Below are 26,291 nucleotides of genomic sequence, written 5' to 3' on the forward strand. Positions count from 1 at the left end.
GCTAGTTATGCGAGAGGGCGGTTTCGGGCCGCATCGTCAGGTGTTTTCCATTGTGGCCGGTGATCGTGACCGGCACAAGGTCGCGGGGCTTGAGGCCCGCGGCATCGACGAGCGTGAAGTTTTCCGTGTGGGCAAGGCCGTTGTTCTCGACGAGGATCATCTCCCGCTTTCCGATCATGGAATCGAGATGGGCCTCGGCGAGCCGTTTTCCAGTCTCGCGCAGGCGGCTGGCGCGGTCCTTGACCAAAGCGCGATCGAGCTGCGGCATGCGCGCGGCCGGCGTGCCGGGGCGCGGGCTGTAGGGAAAGACGTGCAGATGGGCGATGCCGCAGTCTTCCGCAAGCCGCGCCGCATTGGCGAACATGTCTTCCGTCTCGGTCGGGAAACCGGCGATCATGTCCGCGCCGAAACTGGCATCCGGGCGAAGCGCGCGCGCCCGCCCGCAGAAGGCCCGCGCGTCGGCGCTGGAATGGCGGCGCTTCATGCGCTTGAGGATCAGGTCGTCGCCATGCTGGAGCGACAGATGCAGATGCGGCATGAAGCGCGGCTCGTCGGCGACGAGGTCCCAGAGGTGGTCGTCCGCCTCGATGCTGTCGATCGAGGAGAGGCGAAGACGCCGGATGTCCGGCACCTGCTTCAGCAGCGTCTTGGCGAGAGAGCCGAGGCTCGGCCGGCCCGGCAGGTCCGCGCCGTAGCTGGTGGCGTCGACGCCGGTCAGCACGATCTCGCAGTAGCCGCTCTCGGTGAGTTTTCGCGCCTGTTCGACCACCGCGCCCATCGGCACGGAGCGGGAATTGCCCCGGCCATAGGGGATGATGCAGAAGGTGCAGCGGTGGTCGCAGCCGTTCTGCACCTGCACGAAGGCGCGCACATGGCCGTCGATCAGCTTCACCATCTGCGGCGCGGTCTCGCGCACGCTCATGATGTCGTTGACGCGCAGCTTCTCTTCCGACGAAACGCCGAAATCCGGCAGCGCGCGGTAGGCGGCGCTTTTCAGCTTCTCCTCGTTGCCGAGCACCGCGTCGACTTCCGGCATGTCGGCAAAGGTGTGCTTCTCCGTCTGCGCCGCGCAGCCGGTGACGATGATGCGGGCATGCGGATTGTCCCGCCGGGCCCGGCGGATCGCCTGGCGCGCCTGGCGCACGGCCTCGCCCGTCACGGCGCAGGTGTTCACCAGCACGGCATTGTTCAGCCCCGCCTTCTCGGCCTCGGCGCGCATCACTTCCGATTCGTAGGTGTTGAGCCGACAGCCGAAGGTTATGACCGCAACGCCGCTCAAAGGGCGGCCGCCTCGGCGTCATCCCGGCGGAAGGCGCCGGTCGAAGGATCGAGCATGCCCGACCACTCCCATTCGGCCGGCCCGGTCATGACGACGTGATCGTCCCCGCGCCATTCGATGGTGAGCACGCCGCGGTTCGGGCTGCTGGCGACGGTAATCGCGACCTTGCGGCCTGTGCGGCCCGTGCGCGCGCCGGAAACGCCGGCAGCACAGGCAGCCGAGCCGCAGGCGAGCGTCAGGCCGGCGCCGCGCTCCCAGGTGCGGGTCGTCATGGAGGTGGGGGACGTCACCTGCGCCAGCGTGATATTCGCCTTTTCGGGGAACATCGGATGGTTTTCCAGCAGGGGGCCGAAGCGTTCGAGTTCGAAGCTCATCGGATCGCGGTCGACCCAGAAGACGGCATGCGGATTGCCCATCGACATGGCGGCCGGCGAATGCAGCACGGGCGCGTCGATCGGCCCGATCTGCAGTTCGATCCGGCTCGTGTCGAAGAATTCTTCAGCGAGCGGGATGCGGTTCCAGTCGAAGACCGGCCTGCCCATGTCGACGGAAATCGTGCCGTCCTCGTGCTCTACGGCATTCAGGATGCCGGCGACGGTCTGGAAGGTGAAGACCTTCTTGCCCGTTTCGGCGGCGAGCGCCTGCACGACGCAACGCGTACCGTTTCCGCAGGCCTGCGCCTTGGAGCCATCGCAATTGAGGATGTCGATGAAGGCGTCCGTTCCATCGACCCGCGGATCGTGGATCGCCATGATCTGGTCGAAGCGGGTGGCGGGATCGGCGTTGAGCGCGATCGCCGCTTCCGGCGTCACGGCATCGCTGCGGCCGCGCATGTCCACGACCAGGATCATGTTTCCCAGTCCGTTCATCTTCGCGAAATCGACCGTCTTTGTCATTACACTCTGCCCATCCGGGCCGAACGCGCCCGTTGCGGCCGTATATGGCGGAAAGTCCCGCGGATTTCCAGTGCCTTGCTCAGACCGCGGCAGCGGGAACATCGAACACTTCGCCCGGCCGCAGCGCGCGAAACCGTTCGCGGGCGATGCCGGCCGCATCGAGCGCCGCTTCCAGCGCGGCGAGCGGTTCGTCGATCGCCTCGTTCGTCAGCCGGAAGGTGCCCCAATGGTGGCCGGCCACATAGGCCGCACCGGAGGCCACCATGCCCTGAACCGCCTCGTCCGGGTTCTGGTGTTGCGGACGCATGAACCAGCGCGGTTCATAGGCACCGAACGGCAGGTTGGCGAGGCGGATCGGCCCATGTTTCTCGCGGATCGCCCGGTAGTTGATGCCCTGGTGAAAGCCCGTATCGCCGACATGGTAGATCTTTCCGCCCGGCGTCTCGATGAGAAAGGCGGACCAGAGCGCCAAGCGCCGGTCACCGAGCCCGCGCGCCGACCAGTGGTGGCAGGGCTCGCAATGGAGCGTCACCCCGTCAGCCACCGTCAGCGCGCTACCCCAGTCCATGGTCGTTATGCGCGCCCTGTCGACCGTCGGCACGATGATGCGATCATTGCCGAGCGGCGTGACGATCCGGCAATCGTCCCGTTCGGCGAGCGCTTTCAGCGTCGCAAGGTCGAGATGATCGTAATGATTGTGCGTGACGAGCACGAGGTCGATCTTCGGCAGGTCGACAAGGCAGATGCCCGGTGGGTTGACCCGCTTGGGCCCGGCGAAGGTGAACGGGCTTGCGCGGTCGCTCCAGACCGGATCGGTCAGGATATTGAGGCCGGCGGTCTGGATGAGCAGCGCCGCATGGCCCGCCAGCGTGACGACGAGGCGACCGCCGGCGATACGCGCTTCCGGCACGGCTGATGGAAAGGGGCTCGGCCAGTCGAGCGGCCAGGCAGAGCGCCCGCCCCCGAACTGCCAGCGCATCAGCTCGAAAAAGCTGTTCGGCTCCTCGCCGTTCGGGTTGAAGAAATGCGTGCCGTCGAAATGGTCGCTGAGCGGCCCGTCATAATAGCGCTTGGCGGCAAGGCTGCGGCTCGCAAAGCCCCCGCCGGCGAGCGTCGCCAGCGCACCGATGCCCGACCATTTGAGGAACGTCCGACGGTTCATCGGCGAAAGATAGGTCGCGCGCCGTCGCACTGCAATGCGCCGACGCAGACTCGCATGAATTTTACGTCCGGCCCATCGTGTGGATCGGCGCAAAGCAGCCGAGGATCAGGCGCCTTGAATCGAAGGGAACGTCCGCCGGTATCGCTTTCGTACGCGGGTCGGTGCGCAACCTCGCCTCGGCGGCATCGAGCGTCGCCTTGTCGGGCCAGACCTGCCAGGTGAAGACGATCTTTTCGCCCGGCTTCGCGTCGACGGCGCGGCGGAAATCGGTGTGAGCGCCATCGGGCACGTTGTCCTCCCAGGATTCGACGATCTCCAGGCATCCATAATCCTTGAGGATCGCCGCGCTGTTTTCCGCCCACCGGAGATAGGCCTGCCTGTTTTCCGCGGGCACGGGGATTACCAAGCCTGCAATGTACATGAGCGAAACTCCTCTCGAGCAGCGCGCGCCGGCATGATCCGGTGCGTCCTTGACTTTCCGGCCCCTTTGCTGTTTAAGCCGCCGCATCCGCGACAAGTGACGATGCTTGAAGCCGCCGACCGGGACCCATTGAGGTATAAAGAGATCCCGGAGGTCAACACCCGACAGCGCGATGCGCCCTCGGGTGCTTTTCGGCTTTGCGTCTTGTTTTTGGCGCGGATGGAACCGATGTTTCCGCCAGACGTGGAAACAAGAAGGAAGACGTGATGTTTGAAACACTCCAGGACCGCCTTGGCTCCATTCTCAATGGACTGACAGGCCGTGGCGCGCTCTCCGAGGCCGATGTCTCGGCGGCGCTGCGCGAGGTCCGCCGTGCGCTTCTCGAAGCGGACGTGGCGCTGGAAGTGGTGCGCTCCTTCACCGATGCCGTGCGCGAAAAGGCCGTCGGCGCGGAAATCCTGAAGTCGATCAAGCCCGGCCAGATGGTCGTCAAGCTCGTGCATGACGAGCTGGTCTCGATGCTCGGCTCCGAAGGCGTCTCCATCGACCTCAACGCCGCCGCCCCCGTCGTCATCATGATGGTGGGCCTGCAGGGCTCCGGCAAGACGACGACGTCCGGCAAGATCGCCAACCGGCTGAAGACGCGCGACAAGAAGAAGGTCCTGATGGCCTCGCTCGACACGCGCCGCCCGGCCGCGCAGGAGCAGCTTCGCCAGCTCGGCGTACAGACCGGCATCGATACCCTGCCGATCATCGCCGGCCAGTCGCCGACCGATATCGCCGCCCGCGCCGTGCAGGCCGCAAAGCTCGGCGGCCATGACGTCGTCATCCTCGACACCGCCGGCCGCACCCATATCGACGAACCGCTGATGATCGAGATGGCGGAGATCAAGCGGAAGTCCAATCCGCACGAGATCCTGCTCGTCGCCGATGCGCTGACCGGTCAGGATGCCGTCAACCTCGCCCGCAATTTCGACGACCGCGTCGGCATCACCGGCCTGGTCCTCACCCGCATGGACGGCGACGGCCGCGGCGGCGCGGCCCTTTCCATGCGCGCCGTCACCGGCAAGCCGATCAAGCTGATCGGCGTCGGCGAGAAGATGGGCGAGCTGGAGGAATTCCACCCCCGCCGCGTCGCCGACCGCATCCTCGGCATGGGCGACATCGTCTCGCTCGTCGAGAAGGCGGCGGAGAACATCGACGCCGAGAAGGCGGCCGCCATGGCCGCCAAGATGGCCAAGGGCAAGTTCGACCTCAACGACCTTGCCGACCAGCTGCGCCAGATGCAGAAGATGGGCGGCATGGGCGGCATCATGGGGCTGATGCCCGGCATGGCCGGCATGAAGGACAAGATGTCCGCCGCCGGCCTCGACGACAAGCTGTTCGGCCGCCAGATCGCCATCATCAACTCGATGACCAAGGCCGAGCGCGCCAATCCCGACATGCTCAAGCATTCCCGCAAGAAGCGCATCGCCGCCGGCTCCGGCACCGATGCCAGCGACATCAACAAGCTTCTGAAGATGCACCGCCAGATGGCGGACATGATGAAGATGATGGGCGGCAAGAAGGGCGGCATGATGAAGCAGATGATGGGCGGCCTTGCCAGCAAGATGGGCCTTGGCGGCGGCATGGGCGGCATGCCCGACCTGTCCAAGATGGATCCGAAGCAGCTTGAGGCGCTCGCCAAGCAGGCGGAAGCGGCCGGCATCAAGCCGGGCAGCCTGCCGGGCCTTGGCGGTGGCGGCCTTCCGGGCCTCGGCGGCGGACGCCTGCCCGGTCTCGGCGGCCTTCCGGGCCTTCCCGGCCTGCCGAAGAAGAAGTGAGGGGACGCGGCATGACGATCGATCCGAAGGTCAAGCAGCAATTGGGGGAATACCGGCAATCGATCGACAATATCGACGCTGCCCTTGTGCATATGCTCGCCGAACGCTTCCGCTGTACCCAGGCGGTGGGCGTGCTCAAGGCGACGCATGAACTGCCGCCGGCCGACCCGGCGCGCGAGGAATACCAGATCGAACGCCTTCGCCGCCTGGCGAAGGATGCCAATCTGGATCCGGATTTCGCGGAGAAGTTCCTGAACTTCATCATCCGCGAGGTGATCCGGCACCATGAAGCCATTGCCGCTGAGCACAGCGGCGCAAACCAGAACACCGCTTGAGAAAAGCGGCTCACGTCACATCCAAGGAGTAATGACATGTCCCTGAAAATCCGTCTCGCCCGCGGTGGCTCCAAGAAGCGCCCGTACTACCAGATCGTCGTTGCCGATGCCCGCTCGCCGCGCGACGGCCGTTTCCTGGAAAAGCTCGGCTCCTGGAACCCGATGCTCGGCAAGGACGACGCGGGCCGCGTGCAGATCGACGCCGACCGCGCCAAGGAATGGCTCGCCAAGGGCGCCCAGCCGACCGACCGCGTTGCCCGCTTCCTCGATGAAGCCGGCGTCGTGAAGCGCGACGCCCGCAACAACCCGGAAAAGGCAAAGCCGGGCAAGAAGGCCCTCGAGCGCGCTGCCGAGAAGAAGCAGAAGGAAGAAGACGCCGCTGCTGCCGCCGCCGGCGAATAATCCTTCGCGGCTTTTCCAGAAAACGGGCGGCGTGTTTCATGCCGCCCGTTTTCATTTGGAGCCTTGGCATGAACATAATAAAGCCTAGGCGTCCCGAAACACACGGAACCGAACCATGGCGAAACTGGAAAATCCCGTCCTCATGGGCACCGTCGGCGCGGCACAGGGCCTGCGCGGCGAGGTCCGCGTGAAATCCTATACGATCGACCCGACGGCGATCGGCGACTATGGCCATCTCCATACCGAGGACGGCCGCTCCTTCGAGGTGCTCGAAGTGCGCGAGGCGAAGAATGTCGTCGTGGTGCGCTTTCGCGGCATCAACGACCGCAATGCCGCCGAGGCGCTTACCGGCACCGACCTCTATATCGAACGTGACAACCTGCCGGACGAGGAACTGGACGAGGACGAATTCTTCTATGCCGACCTCGAAGGGCTGGAAGCGGTCGATACCGCCGGCCGCAGCCACGGCAAGGTGACGGGCATCTTCGATTTCGGCGCGGGCGACCTTCTCGAACTCAAGGGGCCGGGCAAGCGGCCCGTGCTCATTCCCTTCTCCGAAGCGGCCGTGCTGGAGATCGACCTCGAAGGCGGGCGCCTTCTGATCGACGCCGTCGCCGCCGGCCTGGAGGATGACGGAAACGATGGCCCGGGCAGCCGGCGCCGCCGTCCGCCGCAAGACGACGGCGGAGAGTGACGTGGCTTTCCGCGCCACCATCCTGACGCTCTATCCGGAGATGTTCCCGGGGTTTCTCGGGCAGTCGCTCTCCGGCAAGGCGCTCGCGCGCGGCGACTGGGCGCTCGACTGCGTGCAGATCCGCGATTTCACCACCGATCGCCACCGCACGGTGGACGACACGCCGGCCGGCGGCGGCGCCGGCATGGTGCTGAAGCCGGATGTGCTTGCCCGCGCCATCGACCACGCCTCTGAAGGCGACAGCCGCCCGCGCCTGCTGATGAGCCCGCGCGGGCGCCCGTTGACGCAGGCCCGCGTCCGGGAGCTGGCGGCAGGCGACGGCGCCGTCATCGTCTGCGGCCGCTTCGAGGGCGTTGACCAGCGCGTCATCGACGGGCGGCAGCTCGAAGAGGTCTCGATCGGCGATTACATACTCTCCGGCGGCGAGCCGGCGGCGATGATCCTGCTCGACGCCGTGGTGCGCATCCTGCCGGGCGTCATGGGCAATGCGCTTTCGGGCGAACACGAGAGCTTCGAGGGCGGGCTGCTGGAGCACCCGCACTATACCCGCCCGCAGGTCTGGGAAGGCATGGAGATCCCTGGCGTTCTCACCTCCGGCCACCACGCGGCGATCGAGAAATGGCGGCGCGAGGAGGCGGAACAGTTGACGCGCGCGCGTCGGCCCGACCTTCTCCCCGCTCAGCCTGTCACGAAATAATAGACCGTCAGCGCGAGGCCGACCGCGACCACTAGGCCGCGGATGACCGGCTGCGGCACGCGCCGCGCCGCCCAGACGCCGGCATAGCCGCCGATCGCGCCCGCCGGCACCATGACCGCCGCCTGCGGCCAACCGACCACGCCGCCGCTGGCGAAGACGACAATCGCCATGGCCGCGATGACGACGGCGACGAAATTCTTCAGCGCGTTCAGCCTGTGATAGTCGCCGCCTTTGGTGAGGCCCAGCACGGCGAGCGTCATGATGCCCATGCCCGCACCGAAAAAGCCGCCATAGATCGAGGTGATGCCCTGGAGGGCAAGGCCGAGCGGCGAGATCGGCTTTTCCGGGCTCAGCGTCCTGGGCTTGAGATAGGGTCCGGCCGCAAAGATCGCGGTCGCCGCCAGCAGGAGCCACGGCACCAGCGCACGAAACGAGGGATTGGAGAGCGAGAGCAGCAGCATGGCCCCGGCAAGGCCGCCGACAAGCGACAGCGCGCCGAGCAGCAGCGCTTCCTTCCAGTCGGCGCGGATTTCCTTGGCATAGGCGAGCGTCGAGGTGACGTAGCCGGGAAACTGGGTGATCGAAGAGGTGGCGTTGGCGACGATCGGCGGCAGGCCGGTCAGTGTCATCGCGCCGAAGGTCAGGAACGTGCCGCCGCCGGCGATGGCGTTTACCACGCCGGAGAGGAAGCCCGCGATGAACAGAAAGATGGCGTCGACAACGGTCATGATGCTCCCCTGGCACGGCGGCTGTGGCCGCGCCCTCCTCAAGCGCGTGATAGCGTGGCGCCGGAAGGGCGGCAAGGCCCGAAGAACCGCCCTTCCGGCGCGGTTTCTTTTGCCGTTGCGGCATGTCGCGCAAAAATGCGCAGCGGTTTTGCGACAGCGGCATGCGAAAAACCAAGGCCCTGAAGCGCAAGGAGGGTATCGGAAAGGTCGCGATGTGCTTTAGGGGATGACAAGCCGGTTCGTTTGGTGTATTGGCCCGCACGGATTTGGGATTACTCCCGCCGACCTGCAATCAAAGAATGGCGAATCCGCTCCGTCCGGCAACGGACTAACCTTAGAGGCCATGCCCCGGAAGGTGACCGTCGAGCGCTCTGGCTGTTTCAGAAGAACCAGAAGGTTAGACCGATGAACATCATCCAGCAGCTCGAAGCCGAACAGGCCGCGAAGATCGAAGCCAAGCGCACCCTCCCGGAATTCTCCCCGGGCGACACCGTCCGCGTCAACGTGCGCGTCACGGAAGGTTCGCGTACCCGCGTGCAGGCCTATGAAGGCGTCTGCATCGCCCGTTCCGGCGGCGGCCTCAACGAGAGCTTCACCGTTCGCAAAATCTCCTACGGCGAAGGCGTCGAGCGCGTCTTCCCGATCTACTCGCCGCTCGTCGAAAGCGTCGACGTCGTGCGCCGCGGCAAGGTCCGCCGCGCCAAGCTCTACTACCTGCGCGATCGCCGCGGCAAGTCGGCTCGTATCGTCGAGAACACCGGCACGCGCGCCCGCAAGCTGAACGATGCCGAGCGTCAGGCTATTGCCGAGGAAAAGGCACGTCTCGAGGCCGAGAAGGTGGCAGCCGCCCAGGCGCTCGCCGCTGAAAAGGCCGCAGCAGAAGCTGCCGAGGCCGCAAAGGCCGCGGAAGCCGCCGCCGAATAATCCGGCAGCCGCATCCATTCGAAGAAGCCGTCGGCCTTGCCGGCGGCTTTTTTGTTTTACGGAAAAGCCTTTGCACGCAAGCGCCGTGCTTGCCTCCCTGCCTGAACCTGTGAGAGTGTTCCGCCGCCACAATTTCAGGAGCCTGTTTCGATGTTTTCCCGCCGCGCCGTTCTCGCAGGCCTTGCCGCCGCCGCCCTCATGCCCGCTCTCGCCTTTGCCACGGACCTGCCCGACCTCGGCGGCAAGACCGTCGTCGTCGTTACGGAAAACGCCTATCCGCCGCTGCAATTCGTCGATCCGAAGTCGGGCGAGCAGATCGGCTGGGAATATGACGCGATGAACGAGATCGCCAAGCGGCTGAACTTCAAGGTCGAATACCAGAACGCCAGCTGGGACACGATGATCCAGGCGGTCTCCGACAACCAGTACAATATCGGCATGACCGGCATCACCATCAAGGACGACCGCAAGGAGAAGGTCGACTTCTCCGACCCCTACATGCGTTCGCAGCAGTTCATGCTGGTGCGTGGCGACGAGGAGCGCTTCAACGACGCGAAATCCTTCGCGGCGCTGAACGACGGCCTGATCGCCGCCCAGCCCGGCACCTCGCCCTTCTACACCGCCGTCTATGAAATCCTCGACGGCAACGAGCAGAACCCGCGCATCAAGCTGTTCGAAACCTTCGGCGCGACCGTGCAGGCGCTGCAGGCCGGCGACGTCGACCTGGTGCTTACCGACAGCGTCGCGGCCAAGGGCTATGTCGACGCCTCGGGCGGCAAGCTCAAGGTGGTCGGCGGGCCGCTCGGCACCGAGGACTTCGGCTTCATCTTCCCGAAGGGCTCCGATCTCGTCGCCCCGGTCAACGCGGCGATCGCGGCATTGACGGCGGACGGCACGCTGGAAAGCCTCAACAAGAAGTGGTTCCTCGACTACAAGATGGGTGAGTGACGGGCAGTCATGGCTCCCGCTTCCCCTGATACGGCGAAGGGCGACTATCCCTGGTGGCTGGTCGCCCTCAGCGTCATCGCGCTGGCGCTTGCCGGCGTCATCATTGCCAATGACCTCTACAGGCAGGTGTTCAGCGTCGTGCTGAAGGGACTGTGGGTGACGATCTTCGTGACCCTCGTCGCCTTCCTGCTCGCCACCCTGCTCGGCCTCGCCGTCGCCCTGATGGCGCTCTCCGAAAGCAAGGTGCTGCGCCAGATCGCCCGCTTCTACACGGAGGTGATCCGGGGCGTGCCGGTGCTCGTCCTGCTCTTCTACATCGCCTTCGTCGGCGCCCCGGCGCTGGTGGCGGTGATCAACTTCGCGATCGGCCCGCTCCTTGCCGCCGGCTACCTGGAACCGGTGCAGGTGCGCGACCTCTCGCTGATGTGGCGGGCGATCATCGCGCTGATGATCGGCTATTCCGCCTTCATCGCCGAGGTCTTTCGCGCGGGCATCCAGTCCGTCGACAAGGGGCAGATCGAGGCCGCGAAGGCGCTCGGCCTGTCGCGCTTCCAGCGCTTCCGCCTCGTCGTCTTTCCGCAGGCCGTGCGCGTCATCCTGCCGCCGCTCGGCAATGACTTCGTGGCGATGGTGAAGGATTCCTCGCTCGTCTCCGTGCTCGGCGTCGCGGACATCACCCAGATGGGCAAGGTCTACGCGTCGGGCTCGTTTCGCTTCTTCGAGACTTATTCCATCGTCGCCTATGTCTACCTCATCCTGACGATCGGCCTTTCCCTGGCCCTGCGGGCGCTGGAAAGACGTCTCCGGCGGACGTGATCCCTGCGCGCACGGATGATCAGACGGTCGCCGCGCATCAACTTGCCGTGCCGTCAAAAAATCGTTATATGCGGGGCATGGAATCCAAGTTCGGATGCACGGAAAAGCATGTCGTCGTGCTGCAGGATCACAAGCGCCTGCCGGCACGCTTCTTTGCGCGTGTCTTCGGCGCGCTTATCAGCCGCCTATCCTGATCGCTCTCGATCCTGCGAGCCACGCGCTCGCCAAATTCCTGTACCCTAAACATGCCAAGCGGATGAAGAGCCATGAGCGCACCCCGTACCCTCTATGACAAGATTTTCGACGACCATATCGTCAGCCGCCAGGAAGACGGAACCTGTCTTCTCTACATCGACCGTCACCTCGTTCACGAAGTGACGTCGCCGCAGGCCTTCGAGGGCCTGCGCATGGCCGGCCGCAAGGTGCGCGCGCCGGAAAAGACGCTCGCCGTCGTCGACCACAACGTTCCCACCTCGCCGGACCGCCATCAGGGCATCAAGAACGAGGAAAGCCGGATCCAGGTCGAGGCGCTCGCCAAGAACGCCGCCGATTTCGGCGTGGAATACTATTCCGAAAAGGACGTGCGCCAGGGCATCGTGCACATCGTCGGCCCCGAGCAGGGCTTTACCCTGCCGGGCATGACCATCGTCTGCGGCGACAGCCACACCTCCACGCACGGCGCGTTCGGCGCGCTGGCGCACGGCATCGGCACCTCCGAGGTGGAGCATGTCCTCGCCACCCAGACGCTGATCCAGAAGAAGGCGAAGAACATGCTGGTGCGCGTCGACGGGAAGCTTCCCGAAGGCGTGACGGCCAAGGACATCATCCTTGCCATCATCGGCGAGATCGGCACCGCCGGCGGCACCGGCCACGTCATCGAGTTCGCCGGCGAGGCGATCCGCTCGCTCTCGATGGAAGGCCGCATGACGATCTGCAACATGACGATCGAAGGCGGCGCCCGCGCCGGCCTCATCGCGCCGGACGAGACCACCTTCGAATACATCAAGGACAAGCCGCGCGCGCCCAAGGGCAAGGCGCTGGAGATGGCGCTCGACTACTGGAAGACGCTCTACACCGAGGAAGGCGCGCATTTCGACCGCGTCGTCGTGCTCGACGCCGCCAACCTGCCGCCGATCGTCTCCTGGGGCTCCTCGCCGGAGGACGTCGTCTCCGTCGAAGGTGTCGTGCCGAACCCCGACGATATCGAGGACGAGACCAAGCGCTCCTCCAAGTGGCGCGCGCTCGACTATATGGGCCTGAAGCCGGGCACGAAGATCACCGACATCGCCATCGACCGTGTCTTCATCGGCTCGTGCACCAATGGCCGCATCGAGGACCTGCGCGCCGTCGCCGCCGTCGTCGAGGGCAGGAAGGTCGCCTCCACCGTCGATGCCATGATCGTCCCGGGCTCCGGCCTCGTGAAGGAGCAGGCGGAAGCCGAAGGCCTCGACAGGATCTTCAAGGAAGCCGGTTTCGACTGGCGCGAGCCGGGCTGCTCCATGTGCCTCGCCATGAACGACGACCGCCTGAAGCCGGGCGAGCGCTGCGCCTCCACCTCGAACCGCAACTTCGAGGGCCGCCAGGGCTTCAAGGGCCGCACGCATCTCGTCTCGCCCGCCATGGCCGCCGCCGCCGCGATCGCCGGCCACTTCGTCGATATCCGCGACTGGAAGTGATCACGGCTTCATCGCCATCGTGATAGAGGGCCGGGAGCATGCTCCCGGCCTTCTCGTTTGAAGGAGAGATTCCCGTGAAACGCCTTCTCCTCCTCCGCCACGCCAAGTCCGCCTGGCCCGAGGGCGTCGAAGACCACGCCCGCCCCCTCGCCGATCGCGGCCGCCGCGATGCCCCGCGCATGGGGGCCTATATTGTGTCGGAAGGCCTTGAGCCGGATTTCGCGCTGGTCTCCTCGGCCCGGCGCACGCAGGAAACCTGGGCCCTCGTCTCGCCGGCCCTCGCAAAGCCTTGCCCGTCCCGCACGGTGGCGTCGATCTACGAAGCCGAACCGGCGGCCGTCCTCGCGGCGATCCGGCAAGCGCCGGCGGAGAGCGAGACGCTGCTCGTCATCGGTCACAATCCGGGTTTCGAGGATGTGGCGGCCTTGCTCGCGCCGCAGGGCGAGGCAACGGCGCTGGCGCGGCTACGGACAAAATTCCCGACGGCGGGGCTTGCCGTCATCGCTTTCGACATCGAGACGTGGACGGACATTGCGCCCGGAGCAGGCCGGCTCGAAAGCTTCGTGACGCCGAGGACGCTGCCATAGACGAAACGGGCGGCCAAGCCGCCCCAATGCAGCCATCAGCGCGTATCAGCGACGCCCGTCACCCCACCCTCCACGTCATGCTCGGGTCAAGCCCGAGCATGACGGAGGAGAGGTTTTGCGGTTTGGCTGGCTTAGAACGTCGCCGTCATCGGATCGGGACCGATGCGCTTGCCGTCCTTTTCGAGGCTCGCGAAGGTCGCCATGTCCTCGTCGTCGAGCTTGAAGTCGAATACCTTGAAATTCTCCACGATGCGCGACGGCGTCACGGATTTGGGGATCACCACCAGCCCGTTGTCGATGTGCCAGCGGGTGATGACCTGCGCCGGCGTGCGGCCGTGTTTTGCCGCGACCTTGGCGACGACCGGGTTTTCCAGCAGCGTGCCCTGGCCGAGCGGGCTCCAGGACTGGGTGACGATCCGGTGCTTGTCGTGATAGGCGCGGGCCTCCTTCTGGGGGAAGTCCGGATGCAGCTCGATCTGGTTGATCACCGGGGTGATGCCGGTCTCGTCGATCAGGCGCTGCAGGTGCTCCGGATAGAAGTTGGACACGCCGATCGAGCGGGCGCGGCCTTCCTTCTGGAGCTGGATGAAGGCCTTCCAGCTGTCGACATACTGATCGCGCTTCGGCGCCGGCCAGTGGATGAGGTAGAGATCGACATAGTCGGTGCCGAGCCGCTTCAGGCTGGCGTCGAAGGCCTTCAGCGTCGCATCGTAGCCCTGGTCGGAATTCCAGAGCTTCGTGGTGAGAAAGATCTCCGAACGGGCAATGCCGGAGGCGCGGATGCCCTCGCCGACGCCCGCTTCGTTCTCATAGATCGCGGCCGTGTCGATATGGCGATAGCCGGCGTCAAGCGCGGCCTTGACCGCGGTCACGGCCGTGTCGTTCGGGGTCTGCCAGACGCCGAGGCCGACCTGGGGAATGCTGTTGCCGTCGTGAAACAGGATTGTCGGTTGATCGCTCATCAGAATCTCTCCGTGAAAAAATGGCGTGCTTGAACCCGGGCGGGTTTCCCGTGGCGCCTTGAAGCCCGGCGACGGTCGAGGCTGATATAGGTTCCGCATCGCAGCATTTCAGCCCACCTCGGTAAAATCCTCAGAGCACCCGCACGACCGTGCCGCGCCGCAGATGCGGCAGGATGCGCAGCATGTCACGTTGTGCAAGGGCGATGCAGCCGGCCGTCGGCTCATAGCCGGGGCGGATGAGGTGGAAGAAGATCGCCGAGCCGGCATGGCGGCGGCGCGCGGTCACGTTCCAGTCGAGCACCAGGCAGATGTCGTAGAGCTCGTCCTTGCGCTGCATCTCCTCATGGCTCGGCTTGAAGGGCGCGCGGACAAGACGGTTGTAGGACGGATGCTTCGGCGCGTCGCACCACAGCATGGCGGGTCGGATGCGCCGGAGCGGCAGGGCGCTTTGCGGCTGGGGCAGCCGGTCGCCGCGCAGGAAGCCGGAGAGAAGCGGCATGGCGGCGATCGGCGTCGCGCCGTCGCCCTCGCGCTTGCGGCTGGTTCGCCCGGAGCGGCCGATGGCGGCGGGCAGGCGCAGGGGGCCGACCTGGACGATGGCGCGGCTCTTCCTGCCCGGCGCCGGGCGCACCAGGATCGTCTTCACGCAATGTTCAGCAGATGTGATCCGGCTCATGTCGCTCCGCCATATTCGCGCCTTGTGGTAACCTGACTGGCTAAGCCATGGGCGGGCTTGCCAAAAGTCCCAATTCCCTTACTTTCCAGAGGAATGCCGAGAGGTAAAGCATGACATCCCGCACAATCCTTCTTGTCGATGACGACAACGACCTGCGCGAGACGCTCGTCGAGCAGCTTTCGCTCTACGAGGAGTTCTCGACGCTCGAGGAAACCACCGCCGGCAAGGGCATACAGACCGCCCGCGCCAATCAGATCGACCTCCTGATCATGGATGTCGGCCTGCCGGACATGGACGGTCGCGAAGCCGTGAAGCTGCTGCGCAAGGGCGGCTTCAAGGCGCCGATCATCATGCTGACCGGGCACGACACCGATTCGGACACGATCCTGGGCCTCGAGGCCGGCGCCAACGACTACGTGACCAAGCCCTTCCGCTTTGCCGTGCTGCTTGCGCGCATCCGCGCCCAGCTGCGCCAGCACGAGAGCAGCGAGGACGCCACCTTCACCGTCGGCCCCTATACGTTCAAGCCCGGCCAGAAGCTGCTGACGCTGGAAAACGGCCAGAAGATCCGCCTGACGGAGAAGGAGGCGGCGATCATCCGCTACCTCTACCGCGCCGACCAGAAGGTGGTGACGCGCGACGTGCTGCTCGAAGAGGTCTGGGGCTACAATTCCGGCGTCACGACCCACACGCTGGAGACCCATGTCTATCGCCTGCGCCAGAAGATCGAGCGGGACCCTTCCAATGCGGAGATTCTCGTGACAGAGAACGGCGGTTACAAGATCGTACCTTAGCTTTTCACGCAACTCCGAACGGAAAACCGCTTTACACTTTTCCTGGACGTGCTTTTGAGGAACGCCCGCCGTGGGTCTCAGCGACGACATCGCCCTTCTTTCCCGCGTGCCGCTCTTCGCCGGCCTCGCCGACGACAAGCTGCGGCTGATGGCCTTCGGCGCCGAGCGCCGGCGGCTGGTGGAGGGGCAGACGCTGTTTCGCGAGGGCACCTCGGCCGATTGCGGCTTCGTCGTCGCCTATGGGTCGTTCCGGCTCACCTCGACGCTCCGGGACGGAACGACGCGCGACGAGGGCACGGCCGGCGCCGGCACGCTGCTTTCCGAGCTCGCGATGATTTCCGCCGTGGAGCGCAAATATACGGCCGTGGCGACGGAAGACAGCGAGGTCATCCGTATCAACCGCCCACTCTTCCGCCGCATGCTGGAGGAATATCCCGACGTTGCCATTCTCGTGGACGCACGCATCCGCGAAAACCTTTCGGCGATGATCAGCCAGATGCGGGGGCTTGCCGGGCGGTTTGCCTGAGGCAGGCCCCTCATCCGGCCTGCCGGCCACCTTCTCCCCGTAAACGGGGCGAAGGGATATGCCGCACCGATTTCCCCAACAAATACCCGTTTGTGAGGCAGGTCCCCTCTCCCCGCTTGCGGGGAGAGGGTTAGGGTGAGGGGCAATCCCTTAAAAATCGAATTCCGCAATCACCGGCACATGGTCGGACGGCCGTTCCCAGCCACGCGCCTCGCGGATGACCGCGATGTTGCTGAGATGCGGCTCCAGGTCAGCGGAGGACCAGATATGGTCGAGGCGGCGCCCCTTGTTGGCGGCGACCCAGTCGGCCGAGCGGTAGCTCCACCACGTATAGAGCTTTTCGTGGGCAGGCACCTTGCGGCGCATGAGGTCGACCCAGGCGCCCTTGGTCATGACGTCGATGAGGCCTTCCGTCTCGATCGGCGTGTGGCTGACGATCCTGAGGAGCTGCTTGTGCGACCAGACGTCGTGCTCCAGCGGGGCGATGTTAAGGTCGCCGACGAGGATCGAGGAAATGCCGGCCTCGGCCTCGGCGTGCAGCAGTTTCATCTCCTCGATGAAATCGAGCTTGTGGCCGAATTTCGGGTTGATCAAACGATCCGGCTCGTCGCCGCCGGCCGGCACATAGAAATTGTGCAGGCGGATCGACTTACCCCGGTGATGGAAGAGCACCGAGACATGGCGCGCATCGCCGACGCCGCAATAGTCGCGCCGCTCGACGAGTTCGGTCAGCGGCAGGCGGGAGACGGTGGCGACGCCGTGATAGCCCTTCTGGCCGTGCATGACGATATGCTCGTAGCCCAGCGCCTTCAGCGGCTTGGACGGAAAGAGATCGTTCGGACACTTGGTTTCCTGCAGGCACAGGATGTCCGGCGAGAAGGTCTTCAGGAAATGCTCGACGAGCGGCATGCGCAGCCGCACGGAGTTGATGTTCCAGGTCGCAATCGAAAGTGCCATGCCATCGCCCTCAAAAACACCCGGCCCGTTTTCACGGGCCGGTCGGGGCGTCTTAGCGCATGAAGGGCGAAACGGAAAAGGCCCTTGGACCGAATTAACCGCCCTTGTTGCGCACTTCGTCGTAAGGAATGGAAAAGACCTTGTCGTCGAGCTTCACGCCGGTCTTGACGTTGAAGATCATCACAGAGGTGTCCTTGCCCTGCGCGTCGGTGATCGTCCACTGGCGCAGGTCGTAGGTCTTGGGATCGAACATCATGGTGATGGTCGAATCGCCGAACATGTTCCTGTCGCCGAGCACGATCGTCGTCAGGTCCGATTCTTCCTTCACGCTGCGCACCATCTTGGCGGAAAGGTCGATCTTCTCGCCGAGCAGCAGGTTGAGCGGCGTCTTGGAGAGCGGATAGAGGTCCCAGGTCTTCAGCTTGCGATTGCCGATGACGACGGCCTTGCCGTCGGCGATGACGCGCATCGGCGAGGGCTCCTCGTAGTTGAAGCGGATCTTGCCGGGACGGTAGATGTAGAACTTGCCGCCTGTCTGCTCGCCGCGCGGGCCGAACTGCACGAACTCGCCCATCATCGTCTTCACCGAGGCGAAGTGATCGGCGATCTTCTGGGCGGCGCCGCTCGCCTGCGCGGAGGCGTCGGTGGGGGCAAGCGCCGAAAGGCCGGCGGCCAGCGTGAAGGCCATCAGGCAGGTGAAGCTACGGCGCGTCAGCGTTCCGGTCGCGCGGCCGTTCTCGGATCGGATCATGTCGGTCTCCTTCATGCGTTTCTCATGCGGGCCAAACGCGGCGCCATAATGGCGTTTCGCCCTGACGCGAGACTTGCCGGTGAAAACGCCGCAGGAGGCGCGCCCGTTCCCGGTCAGCGCCCCGAAATTTCATCCTCCGTCGGCACGAGGATCTCGCGCTTGCCGGCGTGGTTGGCCGGGCCGATCAGCCCTTCCTTCTCCATGCGCTCGATCAGCGAGGCGGCGCGGTTGTAGCCGATGCCGAGGCGGCGCTGGATATAGGAGGTCGACGCCTTGCCATCGCGCAGCACGACAGCCACCGCCTGGTCGTAGGGATCATCCGAATCGTCGAGATTGGCGGTTCCGGCCGGGCCATGGCCCCCCTCGCCGTCATCGTCATCGTCCTCGGTGATCGCGTCAAGATATTGCGGCGCGCCTTGCGTCTTCAGATGCGCGACGACGGCTTCCACCTCGCCATCCGAGACGAAGGGGCCGTGCACGCGCTGGATGCGCCCGCCGCCGGCCATGTAGAGCATGTCGCCCATGCCGAGCAGCTGTTCGGCGCCCTGTTCGCCGAGAATGGTGCGGCTGTCGATCTTCGACGTCACCTGGAAGGAGATGCGCGTCGGGAAGTTGGCCTTGATCGTGCCGGTGATGACGTCGACGGAGGGGCGCTGCGTCGCCATGATGACATGGATGCCGGCGGCACGCGCCATCTGGGCAAGCCGCTGCACGGCGCCTTCGATGTCCTTGCCGGCGACCATCATCAGGTCGGCCATCTCGTCGATGATGACGACGATATAGGGCATCGGCTGGAGATCGAACTCCTCCGTCTCGTACATCGCCTCGCCGGTCTGGCGGTCGAAGCCGGTCTGCACGGTGCGGCTGATCTGCTCGCCCTTGGCCAGCGCCTGCTCGACGCGGCTGTTGAAGCCGTCGATGTTGCGCACGCCGATCTTCGACATCTTCTTGTAGCGCTCCTCCATCTCGCGCACCGTCCACTTGAGGGCGACGACGGCCTTCTTCGGATCGGTGACGACGGGGGAGAGCAGATGCGGGATGCCGTCGTAGACGGAGAGTTCCAGCATCTTCGGATCGATCATGATCAGGCGGCACTGTTCCGGCTTCAGGCGGTAGAGCAGCGACAGGATCATCGTGTTGATGGCGACGGACTTGCCCGAGCCGGTGGTGCCGGCGACGAGCAGGTGCGGCATCTTGGCGATGTCGGAAATGACCGGCTCGCCGCCGATCGTCTTGCCGAGCGCCATAGCGAGCCTGGCCTTCGAGGTCTCGAAGTCGCGGCTGGCGATGAGTTCGCGCAGGTAGACCGTCTCGCGGCTCTGGTTCGGCAGTTCGATGCCGATGGCGTTGCGGCCCGGCACGACGGCGACGCGGGCGGCAATCGCGCTCATCGAACGGGCGATGTCGTCGGCAAGACCGATGACGCGGGAGGACTTGATGCCGGGCGCCGGCTCCAGCTCGTAGAGCGTGACGACCGGGCCGGGACGGACATGGATGATCTCGCCCTTGACGCCGAAATCCTCCAGCACGCCCTCCAGCATGCGGGCGTTCTGCTCCAGCGCGTCGGCCGAAAGGGTCATGTCGCGCACCTGGCCCTTCGGCTCGGCGAGCAGATGGATCGGCGGCAGGGCGAAGCCATCGGGACCGACGAAAGAGGTCTGCGCCTCGCGTTCGATGCGCTGGCCGGGCTTCGGCCGGGCGGCGGCGGGAACGACGCGCGCGGTCGTTGCCGGCATGGGCGGGCGGGCCGGCGCGCGGCGCGGCGCCCAGTCGGCGGCGATGTCGTCCATGTCGTCGTCCGGCAGGAGACCGTTCGGGCGGGCGATCGGTTCGTCCATGTCGAAGGGCAGGTCGTCGTCATCGTCAACCATCGGCGGAGCGGCGACGGCGCGGCGGCCATCGAGGGAGGGCTCGACGCGATCGGCGGAGCGGGAGGGCGTGCGGGCGCGGGCCGGCTCGTTCAGCGTGCCGAACTCGTCCTCGTTGAAATCGTAGGGCTGCTCGATGCCGCGCGCCTTGCGGCGCTGGTTGGCAAGGCCGAAGACGCGGCGGAACCGCGCCTGGCCGGTGTACCAGGCATGGGTCATGGCGCCGGCAAGGACGGTGAGCGGGCCTTCCCGCTCGTCGTCGTCCTCTTCCTCGGCGATGGTCCGGGCGCGGCTCGGCGTGGGAACGGGCGCGAAATCCTCCTCGTCGTCGATCGCCACCGAGCCGATCAGGCCGGCGGAAAAGACCATCAGCCAAGCGGCGGGAATGGCGATGATGCCGCCGAGGATGCTGGCGAAGAGGCCGGTCGGATAGGCGCCGGTGAAGAGCGCGGGAAAGCGCAGGATCATGTCGCCGAAGACGCCGCCGAGACCGGTCGGCAGCGGCCAGGTGACAGGCCCGGGCACGCAGGCGAGCGCCGCGGAGGCGAGGATCGCTCCCCCGAGCCAGGCGCCGGCGCGCTGCGGCACCCGGTTGAAGCGTCGGCCGCTGATCAGCGCCAGGCCCCAGGCGACGACCGGCAGCAGCGCGATGACGCTGGCGAGCCCGAAGAACTGCATGAAGATATCGGCGAAGACAGCGCCCGGATAGCCGAGGATATTGGCCGGCTCGCCGCTGGAGGCATAGGAGAGGCTGGGGTCGGAGACATTCCAGGTGGAGAGCGCGGCAATGGCGAAGGCAAGGCCGAGGAAGACGCAGATCCCGAGAAGGATCTGCACCTGCCGCCAGACGAATGCCGACAGAACGAAGCGGTCGTGACGGTTGTCCAGTCCTGCCGAAATGCTTCTGCTCATGGTTACAGCCTATGGTCCACGCAAGAAATCGCACCTTTTCCGCCGAATCGCGGACTGTGCCTGACTGCGAACCCTACGAAGGAAGCCTTAATGGCGTGTTAACCATGCAGCCCCGCGGCATGGTTTCTGCCCGGTAAACGAAAAGGGCCCGGACACGCAGGTCCGGGCCAGGAGCGGCATAGATTTCCTATGGCCGCGACGGGATGTTTGGCGGCGGCCGCTGGGAGCCGCCGCAGGCAGCTTAGGAGTGGTAGGCCGCTTCGCCGTGGGACGAGAGGTCGAGGCCTTCGCGTTCCGATTCGACGGTGACGCGCAGGCCGACGATCATGTCGACGATCTTGTAGAGGATCGCCGAGCCGATGCCGCACCACAGGATGGTGACGATGACGGACTTGATCTGGATCCAGACCTGGCCGCCCATGCCGATGCCTTCCGCGTAGCCGACGCCGCCGAGCGAGGAGGCCGCGAAGATGCCCGAACCGATGGCGCCGACGATGCCGCCGATGCCATGAACGCCGAAGACGTCCGCGGTGTCGTCATAGCCGAACTTGTTCTTGACGACGGAGACGAAGAAGTAGCAAAGCGCCGAGGCGATCGCGCCGAGGAAGATGGCGCCGATCGGGCCAACGGCACCGGCGGCCGGCGTGACGGCGACGAGGCCGGCGATGACGCCCGATGCCGCACCCAGCATGGAGGCCTTGCCGCGGCCGAAGGTTTCGATCACGCACCAGGCGACGACCGCGCCGGCGGTGGCGGTGAAGGTGTTGATCATCGCAAGGCCGGCAACGCCGTTTGCCGCGGCTGCCGAGCCGGCGTTGAAGCCGTACCAGCCGACCCACAGCATGGAAGCGCCGACCATGGTCAGCGTCATCGAGTGCGGCGCCATCATGTCCTTGCCGAAGCCGGTGCGCTTGCCGACCATGATCGCGCCCACGAGGCCCGCCACGCCGGCATTGATGTGAACGACGGTGCCGCCCGCAAAGTCGATCGCACCCCAGTCCCACATCAGGGCGCCGTCACCCGACCACACCATGTGTGCCATCGGGAAGTAGACGAAGGTCACCCACAGGATGCAGAACAGCACGACGGCGGAGAACTTGATGCGCTCGGCGAAGGCGCCGACGATCAGCGCCGGCGTGATGCAGGCAAACGTCATCTGGAAGGCGATGAAGACATATTCCGGGATCGAGCCAGAGACGCTGTCGGCCGTCACGCCGGAAAGGAACAGCTTCTCGAAGCCGCCGATGAAGGTGTTGAGGCCGCCGCCATTGGAGAAGGCGAGGCTGTAGCCGTAGACCACCCAGACGATCATGATCGCGGCGGAGACGACCAGGCACTGCATGAGGACGGACAGCATATTCTTGCTGCGCACCAGGCCGCCGTAGAAGAGGGCGAGGCCCGGCAGGATCATGAAGAGGACGAGAACGGTCGAGGTCAGCATCCAGGCGGTATCGCCGGAGTTGATCGCGGCCTCGGCTGCGGCCGGTGCGGCTTCGGTTGCCGCTTCCGTCGCTTCCTGCGCAAGGGCCGTCACCGGCGCCAGCAGGCCTGCCGCGACGGCACCGACGCGGGCGAATGTGTTGAGGATCGAATTAGACGACATGTAAGAATGCTCCCTGATCTGCCGTTTGCTTAGAGCGCTTCGGAATCGGTTTCGCCGGTGCGGATGCGCACGGCATGGTCGATCGAGTAGACAAAGATCTTGCCGTCGCCGATCTGGCCGGTCTTGGCGGCGGACGCGATCGCCTCGACGGCCTTGTCGACGACATCGCCAGGCACGGCGATCTCGATCTTCAGTTTCGGCAGGAAGCTGACGGCATATTCGGTGCCGCGGTAGATTTCCGTATGCCCCTTCTGGCGCCCGTACCCCTTTACCTCGGTCACGGTCAGGCCCTGGATGCCGACAGCGGTGAGGGCTTCTCGCACCTCATCGAGTTTGAACGGCTTGATAATGGCCATCACAATTTTCATCTGGTTTCCCATCCTTCGTGCTTGTCCCCAGCCGGGGCCATCTCTCCTCATCGTTGGCGACATCACGTCCACCACGACTGGGAACTACACATTCAAGGGGCGTGCCAGATTCGAACGGATCGGCTAAGCTTCTGAAATAAAAAGGATAAAAATGGCGCTCATGCTGCGGTGCAAAAAATCATCACCGCACATGATCAAAAAATAGGCGACAATAAAATAATGCGTAAAAATTAGACAATTGCCTTTTTCCGAATCAGCCCTTCCTGGGCGACGGAGGCAATGAGGGTGCCGTTGCGGGTGAAAATCGCGCCGCGGGTCATGCCGCGCCCGCCAAAGGCCGAAGGGCTGTCCTGGCTGTAGAGCAGCCAGTCGTCGAGAACCGGCGGGCGATGGAACCACATGGCATGGTCGAGGCTCGCGACCTGCAGCGAGCGGTCGAGCACCGAGGTGCCGTGTGCGAAGAGCGAGGTATCGAGCAGCGTCATGTCCGAGAGATAGGCGAGCACGGCGGCCTGCAGGTGACGCTCCGCCGGCACCGGGCCGGTGGTGCGCACCCAGATGTTCTGCCGCGGCTCCAGCTTATCCCCCGAAAAATAATGGGTCAGCGAAACCGGCCGCAGCTCGATCGGCCGCGGGCGCTGCCAGTAGGCGCGGATATGCTCCGGCGCCTCGGTCATGAAGCGCTCCTTCAGCTCGGCCTCGCCGAGCAGGTCTTCCGGCTGCGACACGTCGGGCATCGGTGTCTGGTGCTCGAAACCGTCCTCCTCGTCCTGGAAGGATGCCGTCATGAAATAGATCGGCTTGTCGTGCTGGATGGCGACGACGCGGCGCGTGGCGAAGGAGCCGCCGTCACGGATGTTTTCCACATCGTAGATGATCGGCACGGAGGGATCGCCCGGCCGCACGAAATAGGCGTGCAGCGAATGCACGAAACGCCCCGCCTTCTCCACCGTCCGGGTCGCTGCGACCAGCGCCTGGCCGATCACCTGCCCGCCGAACACCCGCTGCCAGCCGACCTGCGGGCTCTTGCCGCGGAACAGCCGGCTTTCCAGCCGCTCCAGGTCCAATGTCTCCAGAAGGACATCCATGGCGGGGTTCTTCGCAGGTTGACGCGACATTTGGACGTGGCTCCGACGGTAGGAATACGGTTCCTCCTCCTCTATATAGAGGGGCAGAAGACCTCAAGCGGCCAGGAGTGCACCATGCCCGAAGCAACCATGCTCGACGTTCTTGTCGCCGGCGGTGGTTATGTCGGCCTGTCGCTGGCCGTCGCCATCAAGAAGGCCGCCCCGCACCTCGCCGTCACCGTGGTCGACAGCGCGCCGGAACAGGCCTGGCAGAGGGACGAGCGCGCTTTCGCGATCGTGGCGGCCGCCCGCAACCTGCTCGATGTCGTCGGCGTCTGGGACGAGATCGCGCCCGAGGCGGAGCCGATCCGCCGCATGGTCATCACCGATTCGCGCACGGCCGATCCCGTGCGCCCCGTCTTCCTCACCTTCGAGGGCGCCGGCTCCGGTGACGACGGCCAGCCCTTCGCCCATATGGTGCCCAACCGCGCGGTGACGAGCAGCTTGCTGCGCCAGGCCGAGGCGCTCGGCATTCCCGTGCGCTGGGCGACGTCGGCGGAGGGTTTTGTGACCGGCCAGCACGCCACGACGGTCCGCCTCTCCGACGGAACCGAATGCCGGACCCGCCTCCTCGTCGCCTGCGACGGCGTGCGCTCGAAACTGCGCGACATGGCCGGCATCAAGACCGTGCGCTTCGACTACGGCCAGTCCGGCATCGTCACGACGGTGGAGCACGAACGCCCGCATGAAGGCACGGCGGAGGAGCATTTCCTGCCCGCCGGTCCCTTCGCCACCCTGCCGCTGGCCGGCAACCGGTCCTCGCTCGTCTGGACCGAGCGCACGGAGGATGCCCGCCGCCTCGTCGAAAGCGACGATCTCGTCTTCGAGGAGGAGCTGGAGCGCCGCTTCGGCCACAAGCTGGGCGCGCTGAAGGTCGTCGGCGGCCGCCGTGCCTTCCCGCTCGGCCTGACGCTCGCCCGCGCCTTCGTCGCGCCGCGCTTCGCGCTCGCAGGGGACGCCGCGCACGGCATCCACCCGATTTCCGGCCAGGGCCTCAATCTCGGCTTCAAGGACGTGGCGGCGCTTGCCGAAACCATCGTCGAGGCCGACCGCCTCGGCCTCGATATCGGCGCGATCTCCGTGCTCGAGCGCTACGAGCGCTGGCGCCGCTTCGACACGGTGCGCATGGGAATCACCACGGATGTGCTGAACCGCCTGTTCTCCAACGATGCGACGCCGCTACGCGTGCTGCGCGATGTCGGCCTCGGCGTCGTCGATCGCCTGCCGGGCTTGAAGTCCTTCTTTATCCGCCAGGCGGAAGGCACGGCCGGCAGCGGGCATCCGCGCATGCTGGTCGGGCAGCCGATCTGATTGACAAGGCACGGCGAAGCTGTGTCCCACCCTCGCTCAGCTCAAATGTTTACGCTTTGCAGGCAGGCCGCAGCCTAGTCCTTGATTTCGCGCGCCTCGGAAATCAGCATGATCGGGATGCCGTCGCGGATCGGATAGGCGAGCCTGGCCTTTTCCGAAACGAGTTCGCCCGTGGCCGCGTCATAGGTCAGCCGCCCCTTGGTCAGCGGACAGACGAGGAGTTCGAGCAGCTTGGGATCGACGCGGCTGGTGCTGGAGTTCATCACGCCCGCCCTATTGCAGCATCGTGTCGACGTCGCCATAGCCGCGCGCCAGCACGATCTCGGTAATGGCGATCAGCGTTTCCGCCCGCGTCTTGAGATCCGGCGCCTCCAGCAGCGCCTGCTTTTCCGCCGGACCATAGGGCGACATCATCGCCATGGAGTTGACGAGCGTCGCATTGCTGGCACGCTCCACGCTCTCCCAGTCGGCCTCCAGCTTGTTGGCGTCGAGATAGGCCTTGAAGGCGGCGAGCAGCGCCTCGCGGTCGACGCTCTGCTCGTCGTCGCGTGCCGAAAGGTCGGTGATGAAGGGAGCGATGCGGAAACTGCGATAGGACTTGTCGCCACCGATCTCCTCGAGCAGGCGATAGCGGCAGACGCCCGTGAGCGAGACGATATAGCGGCCGTCCCCTGTCTCGGCGAAGGAGGTGATGCGGCCGATGCAGCCGACCTGGCAGAGGGCCGGCGTTTCGGTCGCGGCATCATCCACCCGGTCGGCGCCGAAGACGGGTTGCACCATGCCGATCAGCCGGTGCGTGGCGAGCGCATCGTCGAACATGGAAAGGTAGCGCAGCTCGAAGATGTTGAGTGGCAGTTGCCCACCGGGCAAGAGGAGGGCGCCCGTCAGCGGAAAGACGGGGATGGCCTCAGGCAGGTCCTCCGGCTTCAGATAACGCGCATTTCCCACATGCATGACAGTGCCTTCCCATTGCGCAAGGCGCGGCGATCCGTCTCCCGCCCCGCGTCAACGCGCTTCCCCTCGAATGTGGGGTAGGCGCGGCATTTCT

General features: G+C 65.4%; 29 protein-coding genes. 14 read left to right on the forward strand and 15 right to left on the reverse strand.

The window, feature by feature from the left end; all coding sequences use genetic code 11:
* Position 1 precedes the first annotated feature (1 nt).
* The 4 genes from mtaB to AABQ55_RS01225 form a co-directional block, all read right to left on the reverse strand.
* Positions 2-1,279: a tRNA (N(6)-L-threonylcarbamoyladenosine(37)-C(2))-methylthiotransferase MtaB gene (gene mtaB / locus AABQ55_RS01210; protein ID WP_272806947.1), complete on the reverse strand. Its 1,278-nt coding sequence runs from the start codon at positions 1,277-1,279 to the stop codon at positions 2-4.
* Positions 1,276-2,175, reverse strand: coding sequence for a diaminopimelate epimerase (gene dapF / locus AABQ55_RS01215; RefSeq protein ID WP_272806948.1), 900 nt, complete (start codon positions 2,173-2,175; stop codon positions 1,276-1,278). Before dapF ends, mtaB begins: the two co-directional genes overlap by 4 nt.
* Positions 2,176-2,254: 79 nt before the next feature.
* Positions 2,255-3,337, reverse strand: coding sequence for an MBL fold metallo-hydrolase (locus tag AABQ55_RS01220; RefSeq protein ID WP_272807528.1), 1,083 nt, complete (start codon positions 3,335-3,337; stop codon positions 2,255-2,257).
* 61 nt (positions 3,338-3,398) lie between these two features.
* The gene (locus AABQ55_RS01225) at positions 3,399-3,758 is read right to left on the reverse strand and encodes a DUF1428 domain-containing protein (RefSeq protein WP_272806949.1); all 360 of its coding nucleotides are present in this window, start codon (positions 3,756-3,758) and stop codon (positions 3,399-3,401) included.
* Between the two features lie 266 nt (positions 3,759-4,024).
* Here AABQ55_RS01225 and ffh point away from each other — a divergent pair, with 266 nt between their 5' ends.
* The 5 genes from ffh (at position 4,025) to trmD (ending at position 7,709) form a co-directional block, all read left to right on the forward strand.
* Positions 4,025-5,581: a signal recognition particle protein gene (ffh, locus tag AABQ55_RS01230; protein WP_272806950.1), complete on the forward strand. Its 1,557-nt coding sequence runs from the start codon at positions 4,025-4,027 to the stop codon at positions 5,579-5,581.
* 11 nt (positions 5,582-5,592) lie between these two features.
* A complete protein-coding gene (locus AABQ55_RS01235) occupies positions 5,593-5,916 on the forward strand; it encodes a chorismate mutase (protein ID WP_064331777.1) in 324 nt (107 codons plus the stop codon).
* 36 nt (positions 5,917-5,952) lie between these two features.
* On the forward strand, positions 5,953-6,318 hold the full coding sequence (gene rpsP, locus AABQ55_RS01240) for a 30S ribosomal protein S16 (protein WP_272806951.1): 366 nt from the start codon (positions 5,953-5,955) through the stop codon (positions 6,316-6,318).
* Positions 6,319-6,433: 115 nt separating this feature from the next.
* Entirely contained in the window at positions 6,434-7,012 is a 579-nt protein-coding gene (gene rimM, locus AABQ55_RS01245; RefSeq protein WP_272806952.1) for a ribosome maturation factor RimM, read from the forward strand.
* Between the two features lies 1 nt (position 7,013).
* A complete protein-coding gene (gene trmD / locus AABQ55_RS01250) occupies positions 7,014-7,709 on the forward strand; it encodes a tRNA (guanosine(37)-N1)-methyltransferase TrmD (RefSeq protein WP_272807529.1) in 696 nt (231 codons plus the stop codon).
* Here trmD and AABQ55_RS01255 read toward each other — a convergent pair.
* Positions 7,691-8,437 (reverse strand): sulfite exporter TauE/SafE family protein, encoded by a 747-nt coding sequence (locus AABQ55_RS01255; RefSeq protein WP_272806953.1) that lies wholly within the window; start codon positions 8,435-8,437, stop codon positions 7,691-7,693. The two genes, trmD and AABQ55_RS01255, sit on opposite strands and share 19 nt — an antisense overlap.
* A 405-nt stretch (positions 8,438-8,842) precedes the next feature.
* Between AABQ55_RS01255 and rplS the strand changes: the two genes are divergently transcribed.
* From rplS to AABQ55_RS01285, 6 genes are all read left to right on the forward strand, one after another.
* Positions 8,843-9,361, forward strand: coding sequence for a 50S ribosomal protein L19 (gene rplS / locus AABQ55_RS01260; RefSeq protein ID WP_244769288.1), 519 nt, complete (start codon positions 8,843-8,845; stop codon positions 9,359-9,361).
* A 150-nt stretch (positions 9,362-9,511) separates the two neighbouring features.
* On the forward strand, positions 9,512-10,309 hold the full coding sequence (locus AABQ55_RS01265) for a transporter substrate-binding domain-containing protein (protein WP_272806954.1): 798 nt from the start codon (positions 9,512-9,514) through the stop codon (positions 10,307-10,309).
* Between the two features lie 9 nt (positions 10,310-10,318).
* Entirely contained in the window at positions 10,319-11,125 is an 807-nt protein-coding gene (locus AABQ55_RS01270; protein WP_272806955.1) for an amino acid ABC transporter permease, read from the forward strand.
* Positions 11,122-11,319 carry a hypothetical protein gene (locus AABQ55_RS01275; protein WP_272807547.1) on the forward strand — a complete coding sequence of 66 codons (198 nt, stop codon included), beginning with the start codon at positions 11,122-11,124 and terminating at the stop codon, positions 11,317-11,319. The genes AABQ55_RS01270 and AABQ55_RS01275 overlap by 4 nt, the downstream gene beginning before the upstream one ends.
* 72 nt (positions 11,320-11,391) lie before the next feature.
* On the forward strand, positions 11,392-12,801 hold the full coding sequence (gene leuC, locus AABQ55_RS01280; protein WP_272806956.1) for a 3-isopropylmalate dehydratase large subunit: 1,410 nt from the start codon (positions 11,392-11,394) through the stop codon (positions 12,799-12,801).
* Between the two features lie 38 nt (positions 12,802-12,839).
* Positions 12,840-13,388 carry a SixA phosphatase family protein gene (locus AABQ55_RS01285; RefSeq protein WP_272806957.1) on the forward strand — a complete coding sequence of 183 codons (549 nt, stop codon included), beginning with the start codon at positions 12,840-12,842 and terminating at the stop codon, positions 13,386-13,388.
* 131 nt (positions 13,389-13,519) lie between these two features.
* Here the strand turns inward: AABQ55_RS01285 and AABQ55_RS01290 are convergent, their stop codons facing one another.
* Both AABQ55_RS01290 and AABQ55_RS01295 read right to left on the reverse strand, forming a co-directional pair.
* Positions 13,520-14,350, reverse strand: a complete 831-nt coding sequence (locus tag AABQ55_RS01290; protein ID WP_272806958.1) for an aldo/keto reductase — start codon at positions 14,348-14,350, stop codon at positions 13,520-13,522.
* 130 nt (positions 14,351-14,480) lie between these two features.
* On the reverse strand, positions 14,481-15,026 hold the full coding sequence (locus AABQ55_RS01295) for a L,D-transpeptidase family protein (RefSeq protein WP_272806959.1): 546 nt from the start codon (positions 15,024-15,026) through the stop codon (positions 14,481-14,483).
* A gap of 110 nt (positions 15,027-15,136) precedes the next feature.
* Between AABQ55_RS01295 and AABQ55_RS01300 the strand changes: the two genes are divergently transcribed.
* A complete protein-coding gene (locus AABQ55_RS01300; protein WP_024271121.1) occupies positions 15,137-15,820 on the forward strand; it encodes a response regulator transcription factor in 684 nt (227 codons plus the stop codon).
* 70 nt (positions 15,821-15,890) lie between these two features.
* Positions 15,891-16,346 (forward strand): cyclic nucleotide-binding domain-containing protein, encoded by a 456-nt coding sequence (locus AABQ55_RS01305; protein ID WP_272806960.1) that lies wholly within the window; start codon positions 15,891-15,893, stop codon positions 16,344-16,346.
* A gap of 150 nt (positions 16,347-16,496) precedes the next feature.
* On the opposite strand, the gene AABQ55_RS01310 is transcribed toward AABQ55_RS01305, so the two are convergent.
* The 6 genes from AABQ55_RS01310 to tesB all read right to left on the reverse strand — a co-directional run bounded on the left by AABQ55_RS01310 (position 16,497) and on the right by tesB (position 23,923).
* Complete coding sequence (locus AABQ55_RS01310) at positions 16,497-17,303, reverse strand: exodeoxyribonuclease III (RefSeq protein ID WP_272806961.1); 807 nt, start codon at positions 17,301-17,303, stop codon at positions 16,497-16,499.
* Positions 17,304-17,397: 94 nt separating this feature from the next.
* The gene (locus AABQ55_RS01315; protein ID WP_398431313.1) at positions 17,398-18,054 is read right to left on the reverse strand and encodes an outer membrane lipoprotein carrier protein LolA; all 657 of its coding nucleotides are present in this window, start codon (positions 18,052-18,054) and stop codon (positions 17,398-17,400) included.
* A 113-nt stretch (positions 18,055-18,167) separates the two neighbouring features.
* Positions 18,168-20,834, reverse strand: coding sequence for a DNA translocase FtsK (locus tag AABQ55_RS01320; protein WP_272806962.1), 2,667 nt, complete (start codon positions 20,832-20,834; stop codon positions 18,168-18,170).
* 241 nt (positions 20,835-21,075) lie between these two features.
* Complete coding sequence (locus AABQ55_RS01325) at positions 21,076-22,437, reverse strand: ammonium transporter (RefSeq protein WP_272806963.1); 1,362 nt, start codon at positions 22,435-22,437, stop codon at positions 21,076-21,078.
* Between the two features lie 29 nt (positions 22,438-22,466).
* On the reverse strand, positions 22,467-22,817 hold the full coding sequence (locus AABQ55_RS01330; RefSeq protein ID WP_064331794.1) for a P-II family nitrogen regulator: 351 nt from the start codon (positions 22,815-22,817) through the stop codon (positions 22,467-22,469).
* A gap of 218 nt (positions 22,818-23,035) precedes the next feature.
* Positions 23,036-23,923: an acyl-CoA thioesterase II gene (gene tesB, locus AABQ55_RS01335; RefSeq protein WP_272806964.1), complete on the reverse strand. Its 888-nt coding sequence runs from the start codon at positions 23,921-23,923 to the stop codon at positions 23,036-23,038.
* A 99-nt stretch (positions 23,924-24,022) separates the two neighbouring features.
* Between tesB and AABQ55_RS01340 the strand changes: the two genes are divergently transcribed.
* Positions 24,023-25,243, forward strand: a complete 1,221-nt coding sequence (locus tag AABQ55_RS01340; RefSeq protein ID WP_272807530.1) for a ubiquinone biosynthesis hydroxylase — start codon at positions 24,023-24,025, stop codon at positions 25,241-25,243.
* 74 nt (positions 25,244-25,317) lie between these two features.
* Here the strand turns inward: AABQ55_RS01340 and AABQ55_RS01345 are convergent, their stop codons facing one another.
* On the reverse strand, positions 25,318-25,506 hold the full coding sequence (locus AABQ55_RS01345; RefSeq protein ID WP_272806965.1) for a Trm112 family protein: 189 nt from the start codon (positions 25,504-25,506) through the stop codon (positions 25,318-25,320).
* Between the two features lie 10 nt (positions 25,507-25,516).
* Entirely contained in the window at positions 25,517-26,197 is a 681-nt protein-coding gene (locus AABQ55_RS01350; protein ID WP_272806966.1) for an LON peptidase substrate-binding domain-containing protein, read from the reverse strand.
* Positions 26,198-26,291 lie beyond the last annotated feature (94 nt).

The organism is Shinella sp. WSD5-1 (assembly GCF_963942435.1).
Lineage (GTDB): Bacteria > Pseudomonadota > Alphaproteobacteria > Rhizobiales > Rhizobiaceae > Shinella > Shinella yambaruensis.

Coding starts and splice junctions, on each gene's coding strand:
- dapF (WP_272806948.1), bottom strand. CDS start 2,175: ATGACAAAGACGGTCGATTTCGCGAAGATGAACGGACTGGGAAACATG.
- rpsP (WP_272806951.1), top strand. CDS start 5,953: ATGTCCCTGAAAATCCGTCTCGCCCGCGGTGGCTCCAAGAAGCGCCCG.
- AABQ55_RS01270 (WP_272806955.1), top strand. CDS start 10,319: ATGGCTCCCGCTTCCCCTGATACGGCGAAGGGCGACTATCCCTGGTGG.
- AABQ55_RS01300 (WP_024271121.1), top strand. CDS start 15,137: ATGACATCCCGCACAATCCTTCTTGTCGATGACGACAACGACCTGCGC.
- AABQ55_RS01325 (WP_272806963.1), bottom strand. CDS start 22,437: ATGTCGTCTAATTCGATCCTCAACACATTCGCCCGCGTCGGTGCCGTC.
- AABQ55_RS01295 (WP_272806959.1), bottom strand. CDS start 15,026: ATGAGCCGGATCACATCTGCTGAACATTGCGTGAAGACGATCCTGGTG.
- AABQ55_RS01220 (WP_272807528.1), bottom strand. CDS start 3,337: ATGAACCGTCGGACGTTCCTCAAATGGTCGGGCATCGGTGCGCTGGCG.
- AABQ55_RS01265 (WP_272806954.1), top strand. CDS start 9,512: ATGTTTTCCCGCCGCGCCGTTCTCGCAGGCCTTGCCGCCGCCGCCCTC.
- AABQ55_RS01340 (WP_272807530.1), top strand. CDS start 24,023: ATGCTCGACGTTCTTGTCGCCGGCGGTGGTTATGTCGGCCTGTCGCTG.
- leuC (WP_272806956.1), top strand. CDS start 11,392: ATGAGCGCACCCCGTACCCTCTATGACAAGATTTTCGACGACCATATC.
- AABQ55_RS01310 (WP_272806961.1), bottom strand. CDS start 17,303: ATGGCACTTTCGATTGCGACCTGGAACATCAACTCCGTGCGGCTGCGC.
- AABQ55_RS01345 (WP_272806965.1), bottom strand. CDS start 25,506: ATGAACTCCAGCACCAGCCGCGTCGATCCCAAGCTGCTCGAACTCCTC.
- AABQ55_RS01330 (WP_064331794.1), bottom strand. CDS start 22,817: ATGGGAAACCAGATGAAAATTGTGATGGCCATTATCAAGCCGTTCAAA.
- AABQ55_RS01350 (WP_272806966.1), bottom strand. CDS start 26,197: ATGCATGTGGGAAATGCGCGTTATCTGAAGCCGGAGGACCTGCCTGAG.
- rplS (WP_244769288.1), top strand. CDS start 8,843: ATGAACATCATCCAGCAGCTCGAAGCCGAACAGGCCGCGAAGATCGAA.
- AABQ55_RS01290 (WP_272806958.1), bottom strand. CDS start 14,350: ATGAGCGATCAACCGACAATCCTGTTTCACGACGGCAACAGCATTCCC.
- AABQ55_RS01320 (WP_272806962.1), bottom strand. CDS start 20,834: ATGAGCAGAAGCATTTCGGCAGGACTGGACAACCGTCACGACCGCTTC.
- rimM (WP_272806952.1), top strand. CDS start 6,434: ATGGCGAAACTGGAAAATCCCGTCCTCATGGGCACCGTCGGCGCGGCA.
- ffh (WP_272806950.1), top strand. CDS start 4,025: ATGTTTGAAACACTCCAGGACCGCCTTGGCTCCATTCTCAATGGACTG.
- AABQ55_RS01235 (WP_064331777.1), top strand. CDS start 5,593: ATGACGATCGATCCGAAGGTCAAGCAGCAATTGGGGGAATACCGGCAA.
- tesB (WP_272806964.1), bottom strand. CDS start 23,923: ATGTCGCGTCAACCTGCGAAGAACCCCGCCATGGATGTCCTTCTGGAG.
- AABQ55_RS01315 (WP_398431313.1), bottom strand. CDS start 18,054: ATGATCCGATCCGAGAACGGCCGCGCGACCGGAACGCTGACGCGCCGT.
- AABQ55_RS01225 (WP_272806949.1), bottom strand. CDS start 3,758: ATGTACATTGCAGGCTTGGTAATCCCCGTGCCCGCGGAAAACAGGCAG.
- AABQ55_RS01285 (WP_272806957.1), top strand. CDS start 12,840: ATGCTCCCGGCCTTCTCGTTTGAAGGAGAGATTCCCGTGAAACGCCTT.
- AABQ55_RS01255 (WP_272806953.1), bottom strand. CDS start 8,437: ATGACCGTTGTCGACGCCATCTTTCTGTTCATCGCGGGCTTCCTCTCC.